General features: G+C 63.1%; 20 protein-coding genes. 10 read left to right on the top strand and 10 right to left on the bottom strand.

The window, feature by feature from the left end; genetic code table 11:
• Nucleotides 1-47: 47 nt before the first annotated feature.
• Nucleotides 48-1073, bottom strand: a complete 1026-nt coding sequence (locus tag AC3WWH_RS19795; protein ID WP_113398743.1) for an oxidoreductase — start codon at nt 1071-1073, stop codon at nt 48-50.
• A gap of 94 nt (nt 1074-1167) precedes the next feature.
• On the opposite strand from AC3WWH_RS19795, the gene AC3WWH_RS19790 reads away from it, so the two are divergent.
• Entirely contained in the window at nt 1168-2115 is a 948-nt protein-coding gene (locus AC3WWH_RS19790; protein ID WP_113398742.1) for an AraC family transcriptional regulator, read from the top strand.
• Between the two features lie 18 nt (nt 2116-2133).
• On the opposite strand, the gene AC3WWH_RS19785 is transcribed toward AC3WWH_RS19790, so the two are convergent.
• Nucleotides 2134-3192 carry an adenylate/guanylate cyclase domain-containing protein gene (locus AC3WWH_RS19785; RefSeq protein WP_113398767.1) on the bottom strand — a complete coding sequence of 353 codons (1059 nt, stop codon included), beginning with the start codon at nt 3190-3192 and terminating at the stop codon, nt 2134-2136.
• A gap of 152 nt (nt 3193-3344) precedes the next feature.
• Here AC3WWH_RS19785 and AC3WWH_RS19780 point away from each other — a divergent pair, with 152 nt between their 5' ends.
• The gene (locus tag AC3WWH_RS19780; protein ID WP_058322151.1) at nt 3345-3803 is read left to right on the top strand and encodes an SRPBCC family protein; all 459 of its coding nucleotides are present in this window, start codon (nt 3345-3347) and stop codon (nt 3801-3803) included.
• Between the two features lie 17 nt (nt 3804-3820).
• Here the strand turns inward: AC3WWH_RS19780 and AC3WWH_RS19775 are convergent, their stop codons facing one another.
• Nucleotides 3821-4282, bottom strand: coding sequence for an Lrp/AsnC family transcriptional regulator (locus tag AC3WWH_RS19775; RefSeq protein ID WP_492377220.1), 462 nt, complete (start codon nt 4280-4282; stop codon nt 3821-3823).
• A 157-nt stretch (nt 4283-4439) separates the two neighbouring features.
• Here AC3WWH_RS19775 and AC3WWH_RS19770 point away from each other — a divergent pair, with 157 nt between their 5' ends.
• Nucleotides 4440-5336, top strand: a complete 897-nt coding sequence (locus tag AC3WWH_RS19770; RefSeq protein ID WP_492377180.1) for a DMT family transporter — start codon at nt 4440-4442, stop codon at nt 5334-5336.
• Nucleotides 5337-5389: 53 nt separating this feature from the next.
• Here the strand turns inward: AC3WWH_RS19770 and AC3WWH_RS19765 are convergent, their stop codons facing one another.
• Together AC3WWH_RS19765 and AC3WWH_RS19760 are read right to left on the bottom strand one after the other, a co-directional pair.
• Entirely contained in the window at nt 5390-6541 is a 1152-nt protein-coding gene (locus tag AC3WWH_RS19765; RefSeq protein WP_058322153.1) for an efflux RND transporter periplasmic adaptor subunit, read from the bottom strand.
• Nucleotides 6542-6556: 15 nt separating this feature from the next.
• On the bottom strand, nt 6557-9700 hold the full coding sequence (locus tag AC3WWH_RS19760) for an efflux RND transporter permease subunit (RefSeq protein ID WP_058322154.1): 3144 nt from the start codon (nt 9698-9700) through the stop codon (nt 6557-6559).
• A 69-nt stretch (nt 9701-9769) separates the two neighbouring features.
• Here AC3WWH_RS19760 and AC3WWH_RS19755 point away from each other — a divergent pair, with 69 nt between their 5' ends.
• Nucleotides 9770-10750 carry a TetR/AcrR family transcriptional regulator gene (locus AC3WWH_RS19755; RefSeq protein ID WP_306341291.1) on the top strand — a complete coding sequence of 327 codons (981 nt, stop codon included), beginning with the start codon at nt 9770-9772 and terminating at the stop codon, nt 10748-10750.
• Nucleotides 10751-10761: 11 nt separating this feature from the next.
• Here the strand turns inward: AC3WWH_RS19755 and AC3WWH_RS19750 are convergent, their stop codons facing one another.
• Both AC3WWH_RS19750 and AC3WWH_RS19745 read right to left on the bottom strand, forming a co-directional pair.
• On the bottom strand, nt 10762-12084 hold the full coding sequence (locus AC3WWH_RS19750) for an MFS transporter (RefSeq protein ID WP_058322156.1): 1323 nt from the start codon (nt 12082-12084) through the stop codon (nt 10762-10764).
• 54 nt (nt 12085-12138) lie between these two features.
• On the bottom strand, nt 12139-12414 hold the full coding sequence (locus tag AC3WWH_RS19745) for a metal-sensing transcriptional repressor (RefSeq protein WP_058322157.1): 276 nt from the start codon (nt 12412-12414) through the stop codon (nt 12139-12141).
• Nucleotides 12415-12871: 457 nt separating this feature from the next.
• Between AC3WWH_RS19745 and AC3WWH_RS19740 the strand changes: the two genes are divergently transcribed.
• The 5 genes from AC3WWH_RS19740 to AC3WWH_RS19720 are packed head-to-tail and all read left to right on the top strand — an operon-like array spanning nt 12872 to nt 18297.
• Entirely contained in the window at nt 12872-14449 is a 1578-nt protein-coding gene (locus AC3WWH_RS19740) for a nickel ABC transporter substrate-binding protein (protein ID WP_492377179.1), read from the top strand.
• Nucleotides 14450-14461: 12 nt separating this feature from the next.
• Complete coding sequence (locus tag AC3WWH_RS19735) at nt 14462-15397, top strand: ABC transporter permease (RefSeq protein ID WP_058321216.1); 936 nt, start codon at nt 14462-14464, stop codon at nt 15395-15397.
• Nucleotides 15388-16296 (top strand): ABC transporter permease, encoded by a 909-nt coding sequence (locus tag AC3WWH_RS19730; RefSeq protein WP_113398737.1) that lies wholly within the window; start codon nt 15388-15390, stop codon nt 16294-16296. Before AC3WWH_RS19735 ends, AC3WWH_RS19730 begins: the two co-directional genes overlap by 10 nt.
• Nucleotides 16289-17284, top strand: coding sequence for an ABC transporter ATP-binding protein (locus AC3WWH_RS19725; protein WP_058321455.1), 996 nt, complete (start codon nt 16289-16291; stop codon nt 17282-17284). Before AC3WWH_RS19730 ends, AC3WWH_RS19725 begins: the two co-directional genes overlap by 8 nt.
• Nucleotides 17281-18297, top strand: a complete 1017-nt coding sequence (locus AC3WWH_RS19720; protein ID WP_113398736.1) for an ABC transporter ATP-binding protein — start codon at nt 17281-17283, stop codon at nt 18295-18297. The genes AC3WWH_RS19725 and AC3WWH_RS19720 overlap by 4 nt, the downstream gene beginning before the upstream one ends.
• Before the next feature lie 321 nt (nt 18298-18618).
• On the opposite strand, the gene AC3WWH_RS19715 is transcribed toward AC3WWH_RS19720, so the two are convergent.
• From AC3WWH_RS19715 to AC3WWH_RS19705, 3 genes are all read right to left on the bottom strand, one after another.
• Nucleotides 18619-19617: a YeeE/YedE thiosulfate transporter family protein gene (locus AC3WWH_RS19715; RefSeq protein WP_492377178.1), complete on the bottom strand. Its 999-nt coding sequence runs from the start codon at nt 19615-19617 to the stop codon at nt 18619-18621.
• A 478-nt stretch (nt 19618-20095) separates the two neighbouring features.
• Complete coding sequence (locus AC3WWH_RS19710) at nt 20096-20560, bottom strand: SRPBCC family protein (protein ID WP_058323054.1); 465 nt, start codon at nt 20558-20560, stop codon at nt 20096-20098.
• A 269-nt stretch (nt 20561-20829) separates the two neighbouring features.
• Nucleotides 20830-22191 (bottom strand): dicarboxylate/amino acid:cation symporter, encoded by a 1362-nt coding sequence (locus AC3WWH_RS19705; RefSeq protein WP_058323055.1) that lies wholly within the window; start codon nt 22189-22191, stop codon nt 20830-20832.
• Nucleotides 22192-22753: 562 nt separating this feature from the next.
• Between AC3WWH_RS19705 and AC3WWH_RS19700 the strand changes: the two genes are divergently transcribed.
• Nucleotides 22754-24106 carry an LLM class flavin-dependent oxidoreductase gene (locus AC3WWH_RS19700; RefSeq protein ID WP_058323056.1) on the top strand — a complete coding sequence of 451 codons (1353 nt, stop codon included), beginning with the start codon at nt 22754-22756 and terminating at the stop codon, nt 24104-24106.
• Nucleotides 24107-24112: the final 6 nt, after the last annotated feature.

Genomic DNA, 24112 nt, shown 5'->3' with positions numbered 1-24112 from the left:
GCGGAAAGATGCTCAAGAATCAAAGTGATAGAGCGTCCTTTGTGCGTTCAATTGAATGCACGGCGCTCCAGCCGAACGCCCGTCATCGCCTCGCTGATGGCCCAGAGCCGCTCGGCTGCCTCCTGATCGACGGCATAGGCCTCGACGCCAGAGACGCACGCGGATGTCGTATGGCGCGCGATCGACCAAGGCATGTCCGGGGGAAGCAGCGGTGCGATATCGCAGTCCAGGCAGAAGACCCCGCCCTTTCCGTCAAGCTGCGGACTGGTTGCGCACCAGACCTGGGTGGCGGCCCCTTGCTCCGGGGTTTTCAGGTCACGCGACGGGTCGAGGATCGGTTCGCCCTTATCGTCCAGCACGCCATGCGCCTCAAGGGCGCCGGCGGGGAGGTGTCGGGCGAGCCCGGTTGCGACGATGCCGCCCGGATGCAGCGAAAAGGCGCGGATGCCATCCTCCTTGCCGCGCGCGTCGAGCCCGGTGGCAAAGAGCACGTTCGCCGTCTTCGACTGGCCATAGGCCAGCCATGGATCGTAGGCGCGGCGCTCGAAATTGATGTCGTCGAACACCACGGGCGAGAAGCGGTGCCCGGCCGAAGAGACGGAAACGACGCGGGCGCCCTGCGCGCGCTGCAGCGCCGGCCAGAGCCGCGCAACCAGCCGGAAATGGCCGAGATGGTTGGTGGAGAACTGCAGTTCGTTGCCGCGCGCGTCGCGCGTCAGTTCATCGACGGCCATGATGCCCGCACTGTTGACGAGGATATGCAGCGGAAGTCCGCAGGCAAGGAAGTCTTCGGCGAAAGCGTCGATCGAGGCGGGATCGACAAGGTCCATTTGCCGGACTTCGATGCCCGCGGCCACCGCGCCGATGGCCTTGCGGGCGCGGTCGACGTCGCGGGCCGGCACGATCACCTTAGCGCCTGCCTGCGCAAATGTGCGTACCGTTTCAAGGCCAAGGCCGGAATAACCGCCGGTAACCATGGCGACCTTGTCCTTGAGGTCGATGCCGCGGATGACATCCGCTGTGGTCGAGGCAGCGGTGAAGCCGGAGTTGATGGGCTGTTGCAGTGTGGACATGGCGGGATCTCCAGTTGATGCCCCTTGGAGATATTCATCATCTCGCGGATTATGAATGCTTGAGAATCCGTAGTTCTTTCGCCATAGTTCAGAAATGGACCAAGATCCGCTTTCCTCCATTCTGTCGCTGATCGAAGCCCGCGCGGTTTATGCCGGCGGCTTCAGTGCCGGCGGCGATTGGGCAATCCGCTTTCCGCCGCCGGAGAAGATCAAGTTCTTCGCCATTGCCCGCGGCGCCTGCCTGCTGGCTGTCGATGGCCTCGGCGATCCGCTTCAGCTTGATTGTGGCGATGTCGTGCTACTGTCGGCGCCGGCTCCGTTCACGATCGCCAGCGCAGATGCAATTTCTCCCGTTGATGCCTATGAGCTCTATACCGAAGGCAAGCGCATGGCGTCCCTCGGGCAGGGGGACGACTTCCTGTTCATGGGTGGTCATATCGACCTCGGCACCGCAAGCAGCCGCCTGCTCATCGATAATCTGCCGCCGGTCATTCACCTGCGCCGCGATGATGCCGGGGTGGACCAGTTGCAATGGCTCATCCGCGAGCTGGTGCAGGAAACCATGGCTGCAGCGCCCGGTGCAGATGCCGCGTGCTCGGGCCTTGCCCATCTGATGTTCCTGCAGATCCTCAGGGGGTACCTGTCACGCGAGCGTGGCGTCGATGTCGGCTGGCTGCGCGCCGCATGCGATCCGAAGCTAGCGCCGGCGCTCTCACTGATGCATGGCGACCCGACACGCAACTGGCATCTGCCGGAACTGGCGCGCGCTGCGGCCATGTCTCGCACAGCCTTTGCCACCTATTTCAAGGCCGTCGCGGGCATTGCTCCGCTCAGCTATCTCGCCGAATGGCGCATGCGGCTGGCGGAGCGAAAGCTACAGGATGGTGGTCAGTCGGTGGCGATGGTCGCGCAATCCGTCGGCTACGCCTCCGAAGCCGCCTTCAGCACCGCGTTCAAGCGCATCATGGGCCGCTCGCCACGGCAGCGCGCGAACACTGGACGTCAGGTCTCGCCCGATCAGCTGTTGTCGGTCACGCTCTGACCCTTGGCCGGAGTGCCGTCAGGCATCCGGCAGGGTGAAGACGGTGCAGGGCGCTGCGATCCCACGCAATTTATGGTCGCCGAGGGGTAGGAGCGGCGTCGTCGTGACGTTGGCGACGGCGCCTGAGATCAATACGGACCGGCCAAGCGGCCGACACAGGCCCTCCAGGCGGCTGACGAGGTTCACCGCCGCGCCGATGGCGGTAAAATCGAGCCGGTCGGCTGCGCCGATATTGCCCCAGAGAATGTCGCCGAGATGCAGCGCCACGCCGAAGGAGAGCGGCGGCAGACCCTCGGCCTGCCGTGCCGCATCGAGATGCGCCATGCCGGCGCGGGCGGCGGTCACCGCGCGCAAGGCCGCGTCACAGGCCTCGGTCGGCGAACCGCTGACCGGAAAGATCGCCAGGACGCCGTCGCCGATGAATTTCAGCACCTCGCCGCCAAAGGCGTGGATCGCACCGGCCACCTGATCGAACCAGGCGTCGAGGGCCGCGATCACCAAGGCGGGTTCCGTCGCTTCCGACAAAACCGTGAAATTGCGGAGATCGGCGTAGAACAATGCGGCGCGAATGGTCTCGCCGGTGCCGCGGGTCAGCTCCCCGGCTCGGACGCGGGCGGCACTGCGACGGCCGAGATAGGCTTCGAGCAGGGCGGCGAGCGCTGCCCGCTCGGCCAGCGCTGCCAAGGGCGCAGCCGCAAAGCGCGTGACCTGACGAAGCTTTGCGGTCTCGTCCAGGTCGAAAGGGCGGGTTCCAGCCCAGCCGAGCGTCGCTCGGTCCGTCCCCGAACCGGTTGATTGTTCCAACACGGGTCCAAGACCGGTCAGCCAGTCATGTCCTGCACGGCCGGAGGCCGCGCCCGCAAAGCCAAGGCTCTCGATCACGACGCCGGTCTCGGCCCGCCACAACCAGGTGCGGTGGGCGATGATCGGATGCGGCACGGCCAGGCTGAGCGCACCGCCGGCAAGCGGCAGGTCGTCGGCGACAAGCAGGCGCCCAAGCCCGGACAGGAACCAGTCCGGCTCGGGCGAGGCGCTCGCTTCATCCACGAGCCAGGCGAGGGGCGCAGACAAATCCATGGCGAAGAGGATAGCGCCGGGGCCCATTCCGGCAAGGGCCTTGCCTGCAAGGTGGCGCCAAAGGGCGCGCGGGGCTATGATCGCGGCAGCCCGGGTTCCGTGCTTCACCTCTCCTGAACCGGCGGGCAGGCCCAACAGCAAAGGGAAGACCGATGCAAGAAGCCCTCGTCGTCCGCCGCGAAACGCGGATCCAGGCGCCGCCCGCCGCAGTGTTCGCTCTCCTGACCGATCCGGAAAAGATCCTCCGCTGGATGGGAACGGAGGCCGACACCAAGGCGGAACCCGGTGGTCTCTATCTCGTCAACGTAACCGGAGCGCGTTTCGCCCGTGGGTCTTTTCGTGAGGTGGTGCCGGTGCATCGGCTCGCCTACAGCTTCGGCTGGGAGGGCAGTGACATCGTCCCGCCCGGCTCCAGCCTAATCGAGATCGACCTGATCGAACAGCTGGATGGAACCTTGCTGCGTCTCACCCACACGGGATTGCCCAACTCCGAACAATGCGCCGGCCACGCGGAAGGCTGGGCGCACTATCTGGAGCGGTTGGGACAGGTTGCGTCGGGGTACGATCCCGGGCCCGATCCCTGGCTCGGCCGTGACGGCAGCAGCAGCTGACGACCTCGCCTGATTGCTCAGATCGGCAGGAGCGCATCCGGCTTCACGTCGCCCACCGATGCGTAGGTATGGGTCTCTCTGACGCCGGGAAGCGGCAATATCACCCGTTCGAGAAAGTCCTGGAACAGCGACATGTCGGCAATGCGCGCCTTCACAAGATAGTCGAAGCCGCCGATCACCATGTGGCATTCGAGAACCTCCGGCGCCTTTGCGATCGCCTCGGAGAACCGCTCGAAGATATGCGGAGCCGTGTGGTCGAGGCGCACCTGGATGAAGACGACGGTGCCCCGGCCGATCTTCTTCGGATCGAGGATTGCTCGCACCGCTTTCACAAAACCCTCGCGGAAGAGGCGCTTGACGCGCTGGCTGGTGCCGGTCGGGGAGAGCCCCACCCGGTTCGCCAGTTCAAGCGTTGTGCGCCGGCCGTCTTCCTGCAGCAGCCTCAGCAGGTTGCGATCGATGGTGTCGAGACCTGCGATTTCCTGATTCACGCAAATTGATCCTCTATAGAGTGTATTTCGCTTACATTTTGCGAAATCATTATATTTAGGCACGCTCATATCAGCAATAGCATGCGGCTTCCGCAGTCCGACAACCGTTTCTGGCCGGACCGATCTCGTCGTCATGGAGGCAAACGTGCGTGTTCTATTGGCCGGGCAAGATGCCGGCAGCAAGAGGCTGGCGATCCTGGCGGGCGTGGTGTTCGTTGCGATCACCACTGTCCAGTTCGTTGCCGCCCGCTTCAGCCTGCGCGAACATCTGACCGCCACCGATATCGTCAGTTTGCGGTTTGCGGGCGCTGCTTTCGCCTTCCTGCCGGTCGTTTGGAAGACCGGGGCTGCGAGGCTGAGGGCACTCGGCTGGCGGAAGGCTGGTTTGCTGGCCCTGCTGACGGGGCTACCCTATCCGCTGATCATCAATCAGGGGCTCACCCAGGCGCCGGCCGCCCATGCCGCGGCCCTCTCTCCCGCCTTTATCGTCTTCTTTTCGTTCCTGTTCTCGCGCATCGCGTTCAGGGACAGGGTTTCCGGCCAACGGGTGATCGGCATTGCCGTGATCATGGCGGGGCTCGCGCTGTTCGTCTTTCACGCCGGCATCGGTTCCGGCGACACCTTGCGCGGCGATCTTCTTTTTGCAGGTTCGGGCATCATGTTCGCGGTTTATGCGGTGCTGGTGAGGCTCTGGTCGGTCGGCGCGGTCACGGCGACCATCGCCGTGGTCTTCTTTTCCTGTCTGCCGCTGCCGCTGCTGCACATCCTTGCACCGAGCGGGCTCGGTGCCGCGTCGCTGGCAGAAATCGCAACGCAGCTGGTGATCCAGGGGTTCCTTGCCGGCGCTGCTGCTGTCGTCCTCTACACCTTCGTGGTGCGCCAGCTTGGGCCGCAGCCGGCTTCGCTGTTCATGCCGTTCATTCCGGTGACCACGGCTCTGGTCGGCATGGTGGCGCTCGGCGAAATACCGGCGCCTCTGCAATTTGCGGCAATCGCGGTCATCACGGTTGGAATGATCTTCCCGATCCTGATGCGAGCGTAGCGATTTTCCGGATGGAAAGGATGCTTCGGCTTCCACGGGGTGCCGTAAAACGCCTACTTTTGTGCCTGCTCGGCGGGTATCGGTTTGACCGGCGCGCCCGGGAAAATCTTCTGCAGGTTTCCCGCGATCACCTGATCGCCCTCCGAAACGCCTGACGTCAGGCCGATGAGGTCGCCGCTTGTCGGGCCGAGGGTGACGAGCCGCTGCTCGACCGTGTCGCCCTTGCCGACGACATAGATGTATTTGCCGAGCTGGCTCGAGCCGAGCGCCGTTTCCGGCACCATCAGCACATTTGGTTCGTCGCGGACTTTCAGCCGCACGCGGACATATTGGCCGGGTAGCAGGGTCAGATCGGTATTGTCGATCGTCACGCGCGCGATGACCGTTCCGGTATTGCCCTCGACCGTATTGTTGATGAAGCTGAGGTCGCCCCGATAGCGCGGCTCCTCGTCGCCGGGAAGAAGCACTTCCGCCTCCACCTTGCCCTTTGCCCGAGCCTTTTGGATGTCGGCGAGTTCCATTTCGCTCGGGTTGAACGAGACATAGATCGGCGAAAGCTGCACGAGGTTGTTGAGGGGCGTTCCGGTGGTATTGCTGACGAGCGTTCCCTCGGGCGCCTGGTTGCGGCCAAGCCGGCCGGCGAAGGGCGCTCGTATTTCGGTGTAGTCGAAGTTGATCTCGGCCGTGCGCACCGCCGCTCGCGACATCGCCAGCGCCGCCTCCGCCTGATGCACGGCGCTCTGGCGCTGGTCGAAACTGTCCTTGTCCAGATAGCCCGTGGTCGCGAGTTCGTTGCCGCGCGTAAGGTTGGACCGAAGATAGTCAAGCGATGCCTGGTCGCGCTCGACCTGGGCCTTCGCCTGATCGAGTTCTGCACGATAGTCGCGGGCGTCGATCCGGTAGAGCAGGTCGCCTTCCTTCACATCCGAACCGTCGGGAGCCGCCTGCGATTCGATGTAGCCGGTGACCTTGGCGCGAAGCGTCACGTTGCGGATCGCCTCGGTGCGCGCCGAATAGTCGAGATAGATCGGGATCGTCTTCTTGATCACCGCCGCGACCGGAACGGGCATCGCCTGCTGCGGCGGACCCACCGCCGCGCCGGCATCGCCGCCTTTGAGCTCAAAGCCGCCGTTCTTGTAGTGATAGGCTGCAGCGAGGGCGGCGATCACGACCGCTGCGGCAAGGACCAGTCTCGAACCACGCATGTCAGGCTCCAATTCCTATTCTGCCGCCTCCGGCTCGCGGCTCTGGCCGATCGGCTTCGAGGACGTACGCTCGCGCCATTGCTCGATGACCGCGTAGAACACCGGGACGAAGATGAGTGTGAGAATGGTCGCTGCCAACATGCCGCCGAAGACGGTGGTGCCGATCGACTGGCGGCTGGCAGCACCCGCGCCTCTGGCATACATCAGCGGCAGTACACCGAGGATGAAGGCAAAGGCCGTCATCAGGATCGGCCGCAGGCGCAGGCGCGCCGCTTCCGCTGCGGCCGCGACCACGTCGAGACCCTCTTCGCGTCGTCGTCTTGCGAACTCGACGATCAGGATGGCGTTCTTGGCGGCAAGTCCTACCAGCATCACGAAACCGATCTGCGAATAGACGTCGATCTGCAGTCCGCGCAGCCACAGCGCCGAAAGCGCACCCAAAAGCGCGAGCGGCACCGAAAGCAGCACCATGAACGGCATCGACCAGCTTTCGTACTGGGCGGCCAGGATCAGGAAGCAGAAGACGAGCGCGAGCGCGAAGACGAGCGCAGCGATCGAGCCTGCGCGGATCTCCTGATAGGTAATGCCGGTCCACTCGAATGTGTAGTCCCGCGGCAGCGTCGTGCGGGCGACGCGCTCCATCGCCGCAACCGCCTGGCTCGAGCTGAATCCGGGCGCTGCCGCGCCGTTAACCAGCGCCGACGGGTAATTGTTGTAGTGGGTGATGGTCTCGGGGCCGACCGTCGGCTTGAAGGTTCCGAGCGTGTTGAGCGGCACCATTTCGCCTTCGGTGTTGCGCACATAGAGGCGGGAAAGATCGGTCGCCGACGCCCGCGCACCCTGGTCGGCCTGTAGCGTCACGCGGAAGGTGCGGCCGAAGATGTTGAAGTCGTTGACATAGAGCGAGCCGAAATAGATCTGCAGCGTGCTGAAGATATCCGGCAGGCTCAAGCCCAGCAGCTTCGCCTTGTCGCGGTCGAGGTCATAGTCGAATTGCGGGCTCGAGGTGCTGAAGGTGGTGAAGAGTTGGTAGGGATTGATCTCCGGCTGCTTGCGCGCTTCAGCGATCAGCGCCTGGGTAGCGTCGTTCAGTGCCTGGGCGCTGCGCCCGCCGAGATCCTCGACCTGGAATTCGAAGCCGCCGGTCGCGCCGAGCCCCTGGATCGACGGCGGATCGAAGGCAAGCACCAGCGCATCCGGGATCTGCAGCAGTTGCGGCATTACGGCCTCGCGTAGCGCCGAGGCGCCCTGTTCAGGGGGACGTTCGTCCCATGGCTTCAAGACGGCAAACTGCACCGCGGAATTCGACTGGGCGGCGAAGGACAGGAAATTGAAGCCGACGACGGAGCCGACGAAATCCACGCCGGCGGTGCCGCGCAGGATCTCCTCGGATCGCCTTGCAACGGCCTCGGTGCGTTCGAGCGAGGCGCCGTCCGGCAGCTGGATGACGACGAAGAAATAGCCCTGGTCCTCGACCGGCAGGAAGGTCGACGGTATGCGCTGCCACAAAGCATAGGTGGACCCGATCGCGACGAGGAAAAGGGCAAACAGTGCCCAGCGCCAGCGCACGAGCCCCGCGACGCTGCGCGCATAACCGTGCGACAGCGCATGAAAGCCCGAATTGAACCAGCGGAAGAGGGCGAAGCGCGGCTCGCCGCGATAGCGAAGGAACGCGGCACTCAAGGCCGGGCTCAGGGTCAGCGAGTTGAAGGCGGAGAAGGCGACGGAGATCGCAACCGTCAGGGCGAACTGGTTGTAGAGGCTGCCGGCGACGCCCGGAATGAAGGCGACCGGGATGAACACGGCGAGCAGCACGGCTGTCGTGGCGATAATCGGGCCGGTCACCTCCTGCATGGCCTTTTTGGTGGCGGCAAGCGGCGGCAAGCCGGCCTCGAGCTGGCGCTCGACGTTCTCGACGACGACGATCGCGTCGTCGACCACCAGACCGATGGCAAGCACCATGCCGAGCAGGCTCAGCATGTTGAGCGAGAAGCCGAAGAGATACATGACGACGAGCGTCGCAATCAGCGAAACCGGAATGGCGATCGTCGGAATGATGGTGGTGCGCAGGTTCTGCAGGAAGATGAAGACGACGAAAACGACGAGGGCAAGCGCCTCGAGCAGGGTAAAGACCACATCCTTCATCGCCGCCGAGACAAAACGCGTGGTGTCGTAGAACATGTGATAGGCGATGCCGGCGGGGAAACGCTGCGACAGCTCGTCCATTTTCGCCTGCACGCGGCTCTGCAGGTCGAGCGCGTTGGAGCCCGGCGCCTGGAAGACGGCAAGCACGACGCTCTCCTTGCCGTTGAAGGTGACCGATGACGAGTAGAGAAGGGCGCCGAGCTCGATGCGTGCGATGTCGCGCAATCTGGTTGTCGCGCCGGTCGTCAGGTCGGCTCGAAGCACGATGTCACCGAACTGCGAGGGATCGCTCAATCGCCCGAGTGCGTTGATCTGCATCTCGAAGGGCGTGCCAGCTGGCGCCGGCGATTGCCCGATCTTGCCGCCTGCGACCTGGATATTCTGCTCGGCGATGACGTTCTGGACGTCGACGGCGGTGATGCCGAGATTGGCCATGCGATCCGGATCGAGCCAGACGCGCATCGAATAGCGGCGCTCACCGAAAAGCTGCACGTCCCCGACGCCCGGCAGGCGCTTCAGCGGATCAAGGATCTGCAGGTAGGCGTAATTGCTGACCGAGGCGAAATCGACAGAATTGTCCGGCGAATCCAGGCTGACGAGCACGGTGAAATTGGGGATCTGCTTGGCGATCGTGACGCCGGTCTGGTTGACGAGCGCGGGAAGCGAGGAGGCCGCCTGGGAGACGCGGTTCTGGACGTCGAGTGCCGCGACGTCGATCGGATAACCCACTTCGAAGGAAATGATGATGCGCGACGAGCCGTCGTTCGAACTCGTCGAGGTCATGTAGAGCATGCCCGGCACGCCGTTGATCTGCTGTTCGAGCGGCGTCGTCACCGTGTCGGCGACCACCTGGGCGCTGGCGCCCGGATAATTGGCGGCAACCACGATCTGCGGCGGCGTCACATCGGGAAACTGCGAGATCGGCAGCAGGAAATAGCAGATGGCGCCCGCAAGCGTCATGATGATCGCGATGGCCGATGCGAAGATCGGCCGGTGAATGAAGAAGTCGATCATGGCGGGATCGATCCTTTGCAGGCGCTGCCATCGTGGCGGGCGGCATAACGGAGCATTTCGAACCTGTGCATGCGCACGCCCGCCGCGTCGACCTTCCGGTCCGCGACGTTCTCCTCAGCTTTCGGCCCATCCAGCATGCGCATCGTAAGGCTCCAGCACGAGATCCTGATGGGCCGGATCGACCCAAAACACGAGCGTTATCGAATCTTAAAAGTCTCTGCGGTGTGCGCTCTGGCTAAAAGACGCCTGACGACCGCGCTCACCGACACTGGGCTAGAAATTATTCTGCGGTTACCGCCGTCTCCAGAAGGCCTTCGCGGCAAGCGGCCACTCTTCTGTGCCGCGTTGGCGAAAATGTTACTGGTCGGTAACAGCGTTGCATGTTATCGACCAATAACAGGGCGTCAAGGGCAAGATTTTTCACGCCGACCACGCCGGGCCAATGCGATGACAACGGATTTCTGCAAGCCATCCCGTCGTTCGCCGCGCGATCGCATCGTCGAGGCTGCGCGAGACCTCTTTCGCCGGCACGGCATTCGCGGAACCGGCGTCGATGCGATCGCCGATGCCGCCGGCAGCAACAAGATGACGCTCTATCGCCATTTCAATTCGAAGGATGAACTGATCGTCGAATGCCTGCGCCATGCGGGAATGGAGATGGACGGCTTCTGGCGAGAGCTGGAAGACGCGTACCCTGGCGACGGACTGGGGCAGCTCAGGGCCTGGGTCCGGCGGATCGCCGACCATCTCGGTGACGACAAGTGCCAATGCGAAATGATGAGCGCGGCCGTGCAACTGACCGACGAGGATCATCCCGGGCGCTCGGTGATCCGCATGTTCAAGGACGCGCAACGTGACCGCGTCGTTGAGCTCTGCCGCAGGGCTGGCGTCGCCGATGCGGAACTGCTTTGCGACACGCTGCTGCTGTTGATCGAGGGCGCGCGCGCCGCTCAGCAAAGCAGCGGTGCCGAAGGGCCGAGCGCCCGTTTTGCGGAGATCGCCGACGCGGCGATCCTGTCCTTTGTCGGCAGCGGTGACGCTTTCAAGTAGCGGTCGTTTGCCTATCTCTCGGCCGGCCAGTCCGGGTGATGGCTGTCGATCACAAACACATGGGTGTGCCGGTGACCGCCGCCGACGCGTGTTGCACCTGCGAGATGAGGGTGACCGTCGGCAAGCTCATGATGGACGTGCTCGATTTCGTCCGGATCCTGCGCCGGCCAGAGCCGGGCCGCCGCGACGATGGCGCCTACAGCGATGAGGCCAAGCGCTGCAAAGGTCGGCGTGAGCCCGGCCGTCGCGCCGAGCCAGCCGGCAAGCGGATAGGTGATCAGCCAGCAGGCATGCGAAAGGGCGAACTGCGCGGCAAAGAGCGCGGGCCTGTCTTCCGGTTGCGCCGAGCGGCGCAGCAGCCGGCCGGATGGTGTCTGTGCCAGCGAATAGCCGAGACCGATGGCGAGCCACAGAGGCAGCAGCGAAACGAAACTTGGGACAAGAGCGCCGATGAACAGGCCGGCGGTGAGAACCGCTGCACCCGAAAACATGGCGACGCGATCGGGGGTCCTATCGAGCAGGCGGGGCAACAGCAGCGCGGCGATCATCGAGCCGCCGCCAAAGGCGGCGAGTGCGATGGCTGTGTCGGTCTGGGTGAGCCCGAATTTGGCCTGGACCAACACCACCGTGTTGACGATGACCATCGACCCGGCAGCCGAGACCGCGAGGTTGAGCGCGAGCAGCCCCCTGAGCCGCGGCGTTGCCAGGTAGATGCGCAAGCCCCGCGTCGTCCGGTCGTAGATGCCGCGCCGTTCCGTCGCCTTCGGACTTGGAAGCGCGACTGAGACGACGAGTGCGGCGGAGGCAAGGAAGCCAATGACCGTGCCGGCAAACAGGTCGTGGAAATTGACGACGGTGAGCAGCGCTGCGGCCAGTATGGGGCTTGCGACGCTCTCGAGGTCATAGGCAAGCCGCGAGAGCGACAGGGCGCGCGTGTATTCCCTTTCATCCGGCAGCACATCTGGAATGGTTGCCTGGAAGGTGGGGGTAAAGGCGGCCGACGCCGACTGCAGCACGAAGATCAGCACATAGACCTGCCAGATCTCGGTCACGAACGGCAGGAAGAGCGCAACGGCAGCGCGCACCAGATCGAGGCAGACGAGCATCGCGCGACGCGGAAGCCGCTCCGCAAAGGCGGCGGCGATCGGCGCCACGCCGACATAGGCGATCATCTTGATCGCGAGTGCCGTGCCCAGGACGGCGCCCGCCTCGGCGCCTGCCAGATCATAGGCGAGAAGCCCGAGCGCAACGGTCGCAAGACCGGTTCCGACCAGTGCGATCACCTGCGCCAGAAACAGATGGCGGTACGTGCGGTTTGCGAGGATCTGCAGCATGATGTTTGGGCTCGCTCGTTCGGTGGCGGTTGCAGTCGGGGCGGGCGTGGTCGTTCAGAGATACTTTGTGATTGCCTTGAACTCGTCGATGGAGTGGCGCTGGTCACGCGGAAGCGCACCGATCGTGTCTTCCAGGCAATGGTCCAGATGGTCCTGGATCAGGGTTCGTTTCGCCTGGCTGATCGCCTTCTCCACCGCGTGGAGCTGCTGGGCGATGTCGAGGCAGGGGCGGCCGCCCTCGATCATGGCAATGACGCTCTTCAGGTGCCCTTCGGCGCGCTTCAGCCGCTTGACGATCTCGGGATGGGTATCGTGTCTGTGTTCGTTCATGCTCGTAACCTATCCCCCTGGAGGGGATATATCAAGGGATGCTTGCGGAGATAGCGCTGCCCTCAGGCGCGCGTAACGCCTTGGAAGCGCGGGTATCGCCTTGGCGCTATTCAACTCGCGCGAACGCAACGACAAGTGACGCGGCTTTCTTCATATTGCATACAATTTGAATTCGGCGATCTTCGGAGATTTCAAGCCGACGAAGGCCGCTTTGGCTGATAAATTCCCGTTGCAGAATCCATTGTTTGATCAAATGAGCCGAGAAGTGGGAGATTTCTTGCCAACTTCGATGCGCCAGACCTGGTGGTTTTTCACTCAATGTTCAAAATGCCTACAATCCAAAATACGATATTGACCAAAGATTGCATACGTGAGACAGTTCTTTTGTCTATACAAAACGGTGTGGAGGCCGCTTGTATCGACGGCGCGAGGAGCGCCCACAAGGAGGAGAAAATTCATGTCAGTGAAGAGACGTACGTTCCTGCAAGGGGCGGCCGGCGCTATCGGCTTGGCCATCGCACAGGGTGCCTTGTCGAAAATCGTCTATGCGCAGGGTGCAGCCGGCACGCTCCGGGTCGCCATCGCCAAGCCTGCCGGCAATCTCGATCCGCAGAGCCACTATGCCATCTGGGCGATCCAGGATCTGATGTTCGAACCGCTCGTGAAATACGGCAAGGGCGGCCAGATCGAACCGTGCCTAGCGACCGACTGGAAGATCGAGGACGGTGGCAAGACGCTGCATCTGACGTTGCGCCAGGGCGTGACGTTCCAGGACGGCACCAAGTTCGACGCTGCCGCGTGCAAATGGAATCTCGAGCGCTGGATGGGGCTCGACCAGTTCAGTTGGATGAATTGCTCAAAACACTTCCAGTCGCTTGAGGTGGTCGACGACTACCACATCACCTTGCATTTCAAGGAGCCGGTTCTCGCGCTGATGCAGGAGCTTTCCTACACCCGGCCGACGCGCTTTCTTTCGCCCAAATCGGTTGGCGCTGATGGCAAGTTCAAGGAGCCTGTGGGCACCGGGCCGTGGCGTCAGATCAGCGCCGACGATACGCAGAGCGTCTTCGAGCATCACGAAGGTTACTGGGGCGAGTTGCCATCCTATGAACGCCTTGAAGCCAAGGTCGTCCCCGATGCACGGTCGCGGGTTGCAGCGCTGCGTGCCGGCGAACTTGACCTGATCGGCGGCTTCTGGATCGCGCCGCTCACCCCGGAAGAAGGCAAGCAGCTCGAGGCGGCGGGCTTCAATGTTGTCGTCGATCCGGGCAATGTCACGCTGGTGATGGCCTATAATCCGGACCGCGCCGAGGCGCTCAAGGATCCGGCGGTGCGAAGGGCCGTCAGCATCGGCATCGATCGCGCGGCGATCTCCAAGGTGCTCTACCACGGGTACGCCAAGCCCGCGGGCAACATGTTCTCCAGCGCTTTGCCCTATGCTGGAACGCAGAGGGATGCACCGGTTCGCGATGCGGCGGCCGCCTCGGCCCTGCTCGAAAAGGCCGGCTGGACGGGAAGCCCCATAAGATCCAAGGACGGCAAGCCGCTGACGCTCGAACTGGTCGTCAGCCCGGACGCCGTGCCGGGATCGCGTGTGATCGCCGAAGTCATCCAGTCGGAGATGAAGGAGATCGGCATCGACCTGGTGATCCGCTCGGTCGATCACGCCTCCAAGCACACCGACATGCTGGAACAGAAGTACGATCTCGGCTTCTTCCTGACCTATGGTGCGCCATACGATCCATTCGGCTCGATCGTGGGGCTGTGCCTGTCGACCTTCCACAATGACGTCGAGGGCAAGCTGGTCACCGATCCGACCAATCTGGATCCATTGATCAACGCGGCGATGGCGGCAACGGGGGACCAGATTCAGCCGACTATCCAGAAGGTCTACGACTGGCTCAGGGACAACGACGCGATTGCGCCGCTAGTCTACGTGCCAAGCATCTGGGCGCATTCCAAGCGGATCCACGGCTTTTCGAGCCCGGTCACCGAATACGACATGCCCTACGAAAACGTTCTGCTGGCCGAGTAAGAGGAGAGTACCTTGATCCACTTCATCAGCAAGCGGCTGAAGCATTCCCTGGTCCTTTTGTTCATGGCGTCCCTTGTTTGCTTCACCCTCGTGGTTTCGGCACCCGGTAATGTTGCAGTCTTGATTGCCGAGCTTCGGGGGGCGGTCGCAACACCGGGTTACGTCGAACAGGTTGCCGAAGAGATAGGACTGCATAAGCCATTGCTGATGCGCTACGTGGATTGGCTGGGCGATGCGGTTCGCGGAGATTTCGGCATCTCCTACAGAACGGGAACGGATGTCAGCGCGGACCTCGCGAACCGGATGTTCGTGACGGGAACGCTGATTGCGGGCTCGGCCGTGATCGCCACCCTCATCAGCCTGGCCTTGGGGTTCCTCGGTGCCTTCTGGCCCTACAAATTGCCGGATCGCGTTTCGCGCGGTCTGGCGCTCCTCGGCGCATCGACCCCGACGTTCTTCGTCGGCGCGCTGATGATCTACGCCTTCTCCGTCACCTTCCAGCTCCTGCCATCGTTCGGTTTCAATGGTCCGAAAAGCTGGATCCTGCCATGGCTCACCGTCGCCGTTCTGCCGGCTGCCGTCCTCAGTCGTGTCGTGCGGGTGGGTCTGGAAGAGGCGATGACGAGTCCCTTCGTTCTGACCGCGAAAAGTAAGGGCCTCGGCCGCACCGCCATCTTGTTCCGTGAGGCGTTGCCCAACATCACACCCCTCTTCATCAACGCGCTCGGCACCCAGGTCGGTTTGATGACCGCGACCGCCATCATCGTCGAACCGCTGTTCGCCTGGCAGGGCCTGGGAGATTATTTCCTCGCCGGCGTCCGCTTCCGCGATTTCATGGTGGTGCAGGCGTGCCTGCTCATCTTCCTCACTTTCTTCATCGTGGTGAACCTGATCGTCGATCTGGCAGTCCTGCTGACCGATCCGCGCATTCGTCGCCAATGGAGCTGACCATGAACATGCTCAATCCCATTTTTGCCCGATTGAACAAGATGCCGCGCGCGGCACTGATCACCATCGGCCTATTCGTTGCTCTCGGCACCTTCGCGCCCTGGCTTGCACCCCAGGATCCGAGCACCCAGAACCTGCTCGATGCCGGGCTCGGTCCGTCAACCGCTCACTGGCTCGGAACCGACCACCTCGGACGCGATACCTTCAGCCGGTTGATCATCGCCGCGAACACTTCGCTCGTCAGCGTGGGCTCGGTTCTCGGCGTCGCCATGACCATCGGCATCCTGCTCGGAACGATCGCCGGCTATCATCGCGGCTGGGTGGATGACCTCTTGATGCGCGTCGTCGATGTCGGTCTCTCCATTCCGAGCCTGATCATCTCGCTCGCCGTCATCGGCATCGTCGGCCCCGGATACTGGACGATGGTGCTGGCGCTGGCGCTTGCCTGGTGGCCGATGAGCGGCCGCATCAGCCGGGCGGTCGCCGTCAGCATCATGAGCAAGCCGCATATCGAGGCCTTGCGGGTGCTGGGCGCCAGCCCCTGGCGCATCTACTTCGGTCACCTTCTGCCAGGGACGATCGGTTCGGTGATGGTCTATGCGACGGCAGACGCCGGCACGGCTGCGCTCGCGGTCGCGACGCTGAGCTTCCTCGGTCTCGGCATCCAGCCGCCGACGCCGGAATGGGGGCAGATGCTCGTGGATGCGCTGCCCTATCTCGAGTCCGACCCGCGCCAGGTTCTGCTGCCGGGCCTCGCGCTCACAGCCGCCGTCATCGGCTTCAACACGCTGGGGGAATCCATCGCGCTCAACCGCATTCCGAAACCGCTCACCCGACGCATGCTCGCAATCCGTCGGGCCGAGGTCGCAAGCTGGGGCAAGGAGAATTCCGATGCATGACGAACCGCTCCTGAATGTCAGCAACCTGACGGTCAACTTGCTGACCGCGAAATCGGCGGTCCGCCCCGTCGATGGCGTCAGCTATTCGGTCCGGCAGGGCGAATGTCTCGCCATCGTCGGCGAAAGCGGTAGCGGCAAGACGGTGATGAACTTCGCGCCGCTCGGCCTGATGCCGACCGGCGTGACGACGATGCTCTCCGGCTCCGTCAAGCTCGAGGGCCGAGAGTTGATCGGCCTGCCGGAACCCGAGATCCAGAAGCTGCGCGGCAAGTCCGTCGGCTTCATCTTCCAGGACCCGATGAGCGCCCTCAACCCGGTCCGCCGGATCGGGCGGCAGATCGCCGAGATGGCCGAACTGCATCTCGACATGACGCCGAGGGCCGCCGAGGCACGCGCGTTGGAACTCGTGAAGCTCGTCGGCATCTCCGACCCGCTGGCGCGGCTTCGGCAATATCCACACGAGCTCTCCGGCGGCTTGCGGCAACGCATCGTCATTGCCATTGCGCTTGCCGGCGAGCCGAAGCTTCTGATTGCCGACGAGCCGACGACCGCACTCGACGTGACGGTTCAGGCGCAGATCCTGCGCTTGCTCAAGGACGTGCAGCGTCGGCTGAACATGGCGATGGTGCTGATCACCCACGACATGGGCGTGGTCGCCGGTGCAGCCGACAACATCGTCGTCATGTATGCGGCGCGCGCTGCCGAATGCGGTCCGGTGGACAAAGTTCTGCTGAGCCCGCGTCACCCCTACACGCAGGGCCTGATCAACGCGATACCGCGGCGAGAGGACCCGATCGGATCGGAGTTCCGGGGGCTTCCCGGCATTCCGCCAACGCTCGGTGCACCGATCAAGGGCTGCGCCCTTGCGCCGCGCTGCGCGCTCGCCGTTCCCGCATGCGGCAACAGCCGGCCGCCGTTAGTCCGGTCGGATGACAGCGCCGTGCTCGTGGCTTGCCCCGTCATCAATCAAGGAAAGGCTGCCGCATGACACAAGCACCTGTTCTCAAGGTCGAAAACCTGCAGACGCGCTTCAAGAGCGTTCAGCGGGGCAAATTTGTCCATGCCGTCGACGATGTCTCGATCGAACTCTATCCGGGCGAGATCGTCGGCCTGGTCGGCGAATCCGGCTGCGGCAAGTCGACCCTCGGGCGCACCATCGTCGGGCTCGAGAAGGCAAGCAGCGGCCGCGTGCTTCTCGACGGCGTCGATCTCAGCGCTCTCTCCGGAGCGGCCCTGCGCGACAGCCGCCGGGCGCTGCAATACGTCTTCCAGGATCCCTATTCGTCCCTGAACGATCGACAGACGGTGGGCGAGGCGATCGACGAAGCGCTGGTGATCGCCGGCACCCGATCGCCGGAGGAGCGGGATCGCCGCACCAAGGAGCTCCTGGACCAGGTCGGTCTGGCATCTGCGGTCAGGGACCGTCACACGCGCGAGCTTTCGGGCGGCCAGCGCCAGCGCGTGGCGATTGCCAGATCGCTCGCCGTGAACCCGCGGGTGCTAATCTGCGATGAACCGGTGAGCGCGCTCGATCTTTCGATCCGTGCGCAGGTGATGAACCTCTTCCTGCGGCTGCAGAAGGATCTGGGCGTTGCATGCCTGTTCATTGCCCATGATCTTGCGCTGGTGCGGCAGGCGGCGTCGCGTGTCTACGTCATGTATCTCGGCAAGATCGTCGAGCATGGCTCGTCGCGGGAACTCTACGATCATCCGAGCCACCCCTATTCGCAGATGCTGCTGGCGTCGGCGCCCGAGGTGGATCCGCGGATCGAAAAGAACCGCAGGGGACCGTTGATGATCGGGGAGGTGCCCAGCCCGACCAATCCGCCGTCCGGCTGCCGGTTCCGGACCCGCTGCCCTCTTGTCGTCGACGATTGTGCCAAGGCGATGCCGCCATCGCGGGTGCTTTCGGCGGGCCATACGGCGGCTTGCGCCTTCGCCGCGGATCTCCACCGCGGCAATCGAACGGCTCTCGTTCAACAGGAGATGTCGGCGGCATAGAGCCGGGAGCGGCTCGCCTCGGAGCCACCGGTCAGGACGTTGCCTGCTTCGAATCCCAAGTTCCCTCGCATCCTTTAAGCTGGGGATGCGCGCCTGCCCCGCCATCGAGCGGGGCATTTTTTTGTTCGGATAGACGTGTGGACCGCACCGCGGTGTCGCGGACCCGATCAACATGGATGGGACTAGAGCGCCGTGCGTTCAGACGAACGCACTAAGGACACTCTCGCACTTTGATTCTGGAGCATCTTATCCGCTTTCTATGATTCCACTTGAAAGCTGGATGCTCTAGAGGCGGACAAGCATCTTGCCGGTGTAGCAGCGTCATGACCAAGGTTTTGCCACCGAACCGATTTTGACAATGAGCGCGGCAAGCGTCGCAACGAACAGCACGTAGGCGAGCGCCGCCTGCCAGGCCCCTGCGGGCAGACCGATCAACAGCAGCGTGTCGTTCCCACCGGGAATGAGTAGTGCACCCAGTCCCATAAGGATGCCCGCAAGCGTTCTCTTGACTATGGTCTTCACTGTCGGCCGTTTCAGCATGAATCCATGCTTCCGAAGTCTTGCGGAAACGAGGCTGCCGCCGAACATGCAGACCGAAATCACGGCTCCCGCGACAGGTATCGAAGCGATCGCTCCGACCGATGCGGTGATTGAGAACCCGGGCGCAAGAAGCGTCAGGACCGTAGAGGTGATGCCGATCGCTCCCATCGCTATCGTCAGCCGCCGGAAGTTTGACTCGGATCTGCGTGAAACGCCGAGCCTCAGAGCCATGATCGCCAACAATGCAAGCGCCAGAAGCGCCGCCTCCAGCGACGGGGGAGCAATTATCGGCGGCTGATCCGAAAGCAGATCAAACACGGATTCAATATAGAGGACCGCATAGATCCCGAGAAACGTGAATGCGAATCCGATTTCGCCATTTCCGATATGCCCAACAGACCCGAACACACAAGCGCCGTTCACATAGCTGCCGATCCCAAGCAAAATGGCAGCGGGAACGAGGTAGCCGAGTGGCGACCAGCCCTCCTGCATCATCGGTGCCGTTTCGAGGATTGCGTAGACGAGGGCCGCCCAGACGGCGCATTCGACCAGAGCGATGAAACGTGCCGGCCTCTTCTCCGATACCAACTCCTTCGTGGCGATGACGGTGCAGATCGATCCACGATTCATGGCGAAGCCGAGAACAAATCCGAGCGCCCCGATCAAGGCCATACCTACCCAGATCTCCAAGCTCGTGGCGACAGGGCCCGTGCCTGATATGTTAGGGATAAATTCACTCATGCGGCAAACGGACTCGCGTCCTGCTCCAGTTTCGGACACATCCAGAGATTCATATTGATCGCCGTCGCTGACATTTCAGCGACCCCAGCGGTGAGGTTCTCCGCTCCGGCGGGCGCCCAATTGTGCCTCAAATCTTTTTGGGCGGACAGCACTTCGGTGGTTTCGATGAGAACGATCGCTTCGCAAGAGCGGGCGATCTCCCCGGGCGACTTCAAGCCAGACCATTGCCGTTTAGCCAGTTGCCTCCGCAGCGGAGGCGGGTTCTGCGGCGATGACTAGAGGCGCGTCGTTTAGCTGCGACTAATTTGATCTGACTAAATGAGCAACGACAAGTACGGCCGCTATCGGAAACGCTCTGTCAACGTAAGGGAGGCGTGGGCCTTGGGGCGGTAGTCGTCTGAGAGAAGGGCGCGATTGCGCAACCTCTTGGCGCGCTGGAGCAGTGCCCCGATCTTGGCGTCGCCCGGACGGGCTGTGCTCTTCCTGTCTTTGGGAAAAGGTGTGCTCAAAATAGCGTTTAGACGCGGGCGAGGCGACGCACGAGACCGCGCCGGCCACGCTCCATGACCACCCCATGGTTCCAACGGAAGATGGGCTTCAGGATGAATGAGAGCGTGATCATCCAGGGTTTGGTGACCTTGACGATCCAGTCGTAACGGACATGGCAACGCGGGCCTTCGCCCAGCAACGTCCAGCGGCCGACGCCCTCAAGTTCGCCGAAGGCCCTGCCTTCGATGATCGACGGTGGTTCGACCCTTACCGTCTCCATGTCGAAAGCCAGTTCATAGGGCAGCGCCGTCACCCATTCGAGACGACGAACCCAGCCCACCCCGCGCTCGTCCCCTTCGCGCACAAGAGAAACCCGCTTTACCGATGGCCACCATTCAGGCCAGACCTCTGGCGTACTCAGCTCCCGCCACACGTCTTCGACCGGAGCATCGATGGTCCACTGCGTAACAAGATGGAATTCCGTGAGAGACATCGCTGGTCCCTTTCAGCAGTCGGGCGGGAAACATGACGCCACTTGCGTTCGGCTGGGCACGATGCTCGCCTGCGCGCTCGATCCGATCCGACACTCAATAGTCTCGCAAGAAGATCCGCCTGTCGGCTTGCTTCTGCAAGCTCTGCTGGATCGATGGATGCAACTTCGAAGCCCCGGCTGCCGATCGGCGTCTGCCGGCACCGGTGTACGTCGAGCCGAGCCGGAGCATGCGGACCGTTGGCCCGCATGCTCTTCGTTTGCGCGGAGCGCTAGGCCGCGCGGGCCGCAGCCGCGAGCGGCTCAAGGTCGTCGACGACCTTGTCGCCGTTGTAGACGGTCTCGTCGAGAATGCCTTCGCGCTTGGAGACGATCGTCGGCACTAGTGCCTGGCCTGCGACGTTGACCGCCGTGCGGCCCATGTCGAGGATCGGGTCGATGGCGAGCAGCAGGCCGACGCCTTCGAGCGGCAGACCGAGCGTCGAGAGCGTCAGCGTCAGCATGACGGTCGCACCGGTGAGGCCGGCGGTGGCAGCGGAGCCAAGCACCGAGACGAAGACGATCAGCACATATTCCTGGATCCCGAGCGGCAGGCCGAAGAACTGCGCGATGAAGATCGCCGAGATGGCCGGGTAGATCGCGGCGCAGCCGTCCATTTTGGTGGTCGCGCCGAGCGGTACGGCGAAGGCGGCGTATTCGCGCGGCACGCCGAGGCTCTTTTCGGTCACCGTTTCGGTGACGGGCAGGGTGCCGACGGAGGAGCGCGAGACGAAGGCGAGCTGGATCGCCGGCCAGGCGCCGGCAAAGAAGCGTGAAGGCTTCAGGCCGTGGCCGATGAGCAGCACCGGGTAGACGATGAAGAGCACGATCGCAAGGCCGATATAGACGGCCGCGGCATACCAGCCGAGCTGCGCCAGCGTTTCCCAGCCATATTGGGCGACAGCGCGACCAAGCAGGCCGATCGTGCCGATCGGCGTCAGGCGGATAACCCACCAGAGGATCTTGCGGACGATGGCGAGCAGCGACTGGTTGAAGGCGAGGAACGGTTTGGCGGCATCACCGACCTTCAGCGCGGCGGCGCCGACGGCGATGGAAACGACGAGGATCTGCAAGACATTGAAATTGAGCGAGGTGGTGGCACCCGTATCGGTGACCTTGGTGCTGGCTTCGAGGCCGAGCACGTTGGCGGGCACCAGGCCCTTCAGGAAATCAAGCCACGAGCCGGCGTAGGAGGGCGCCTTGGCGGCTTCCTGCGATACGGCAGAGCCGACGCCCGGCTGAAGGATCAGTCCGAGGGCGATGCCGATGACGACGGCAATCAGCGATGTGATCGCGAACCAGAGCAGCGTCTGCCAGACGAGTTTCGCGGCATTCTGCAGCGTCGCCAGATTGGCGATCGAGGCGACGATGGCGGTGAAGACGAGCGGCGGCACGAGGGCGCGCAGAAGCTGGACGAAGATCGAGCCGATCGTCTGGAGCGTCACGGTCAGCCAGTTCGGGTTGCCGCTGGCATCGACGCCCATGTTGCGGGCGATGAGGCCTAGCAGCAGGCCGATCAGCATGGCAGCCAGGACTTGAAAGCCGAAGGAGGCGTAAATCGGTTTCGGGGGAGATTTGATGGTTGCTTGGGACACGTCTTCTACTCTCATTGGATGGCGGTGGCCGCATTTTTTGGCAACGGCCGCCGCAAGTGCCCAAAAAATAGTCGAGTGCCCGATTCAGAATAAGAAACCCTTTGGCTCGAAAACCACTCAGAGTAGAATAATTTCTCCGGTGCGATTGGCTGATTGTCCAGGCACCGCCCGGGTCTCGCGGAGCGACGGTATTTCGGCCGAAGCGGTATGCGCTGCGGCGATATCGCGCGTTCCAGGCTGTGGCCACAGCCGTGGAGAGTCCTCAGGATTGCTCGGCTCACTGCGCTCGCCTCGCAACAAGTCACGGCGCAACCAGCCTTTCTCTCCCAAGCTCTCAGTCCCCCGGTACACGGCGATTGATCTCGCTTTCTGCGCCTGTGTCGAAAATCTTTTCACTTGCCTCGGGCGCACGGGAAATACTCTTTCTCTATAAATATTATGGATAATGTAGCCTGTCTTTCTGGCAGCCAAGGTCGTGGGTCTGGTCGCAGACAGCCCTTCATCCGTGCCGCTGGGGCGCTTGACGCCCAAGAATTTACAGCGAGAAGAGGAGAGGATTGAGATGACACGCAAGATCCGGCTTGGAGCATTTCTTCCCGGTGGCGGACAGCATATCGCCGCCTGGCGCCACCCCGACCAGCCGGCCGACGGGGCGACCAGTTTCGAATTTCACAAGCAACTGGCGCTGACGGCGGAACGCGGTCTGTTCGACGCCTATTTCCTGGCAGATGGGCTGGCGATCGGCTTCGGCGGGGCGCGCGAGGGCGGAAACGCCCGGGTGGCGGGCTTCGAGCCGGTGACCCTGTTTTCGGCGCTGGCGCCGCTCACCACCCATCTCGGCTTTATCGCGACCTCGTCGACGACCTATGAAGAGCCCTACACCACCGCACGCAAGTTCGCCTCGCTCGATCTCATTTCCGGCGGCCGCGCCGGATGGAATGTAGTGACGACAACGGGCGATGCGACGGCGCAGAACTTCAACCGCGAGACGCAGCTTCCGCACGCCGAGCGCTATCGGCGCGCGGCCGAACATGTCGACGTGGTCAAGAAACTCTGGGACAGTTTTGAGGACGACGCCTTCATTCGCGACAAGGAAACGGGCGTCTTCTTCGACCCGGCGAAGCTGCACGATACCGATCACCGCGGCGAACATTTCAAGGTTCGCGGCCCGCTCAACATCTCGCGCTCACCCCAGGGCCATCCTGTCATCGTCCAGGCCGGCCAGTCTGATGACGGTCGCGGGCTGGCAGCCGCGACGGCTGAGGTGATCTTCACCGCCCATCAGCACATCGAGACGGCGCAGGAATTTTACCGGGACATCAAGGCACGTGCGCGCGGTCTCGGCCGCAACCCGGACCACATTCTGGTCATGCCCGGGGTCTCCCCCTTCGTCGGCAGAACGGAGGCCGAAGCGCGCGAAAAGTACGATCGCCTGACATCGCTTATCGTCGAGGAGGATGGCATAGGTCTGCTCAATGGCCTGACCGGCGGCACGCTCGATCTCCATGGCTACGATCTCGATGGGCCGCTGCCGCCGGCACCGCCAACCGAGGGTATGAAGAGCCGGCAGGCGCTGATCCGCCAGATCGCCGACGAAAACAACTTCAGCATTCGCCAGCTCTATCAATGGATTGCGTCAGCGCGTGGCCACTACACGATTGTCGGCTCGGCCGAGCAGATCGCCGACACCCTGCAGGAGTGGTTCGAAAACGAAGCCGCCGATGGCTTCAACATCCTGCCGCCCTGGTTCCCGACGGCGCTTGACGATTTCGTCGAGCTGGTCATCCCGGAACTGCAACGCCGTGGGCTTTTCCGCACGGCCTATGAGGGTCGGACGCTCCGGGAAAATCTCGGTCTGCCCATTCCCGTCAACCGCTGGGCCGCCGTGCGATCGGCCGTTCAGGCAGCAGAGTGAGGTACG

It is taken from the genome of Ensifer sp. EB106-03-01-XG145 (assembly GCF_058792075.1).
Note: the sequence above shows the minus strand (reverse complement) of the source record. Positions and strands in the feature narration are given on the sequence as shown.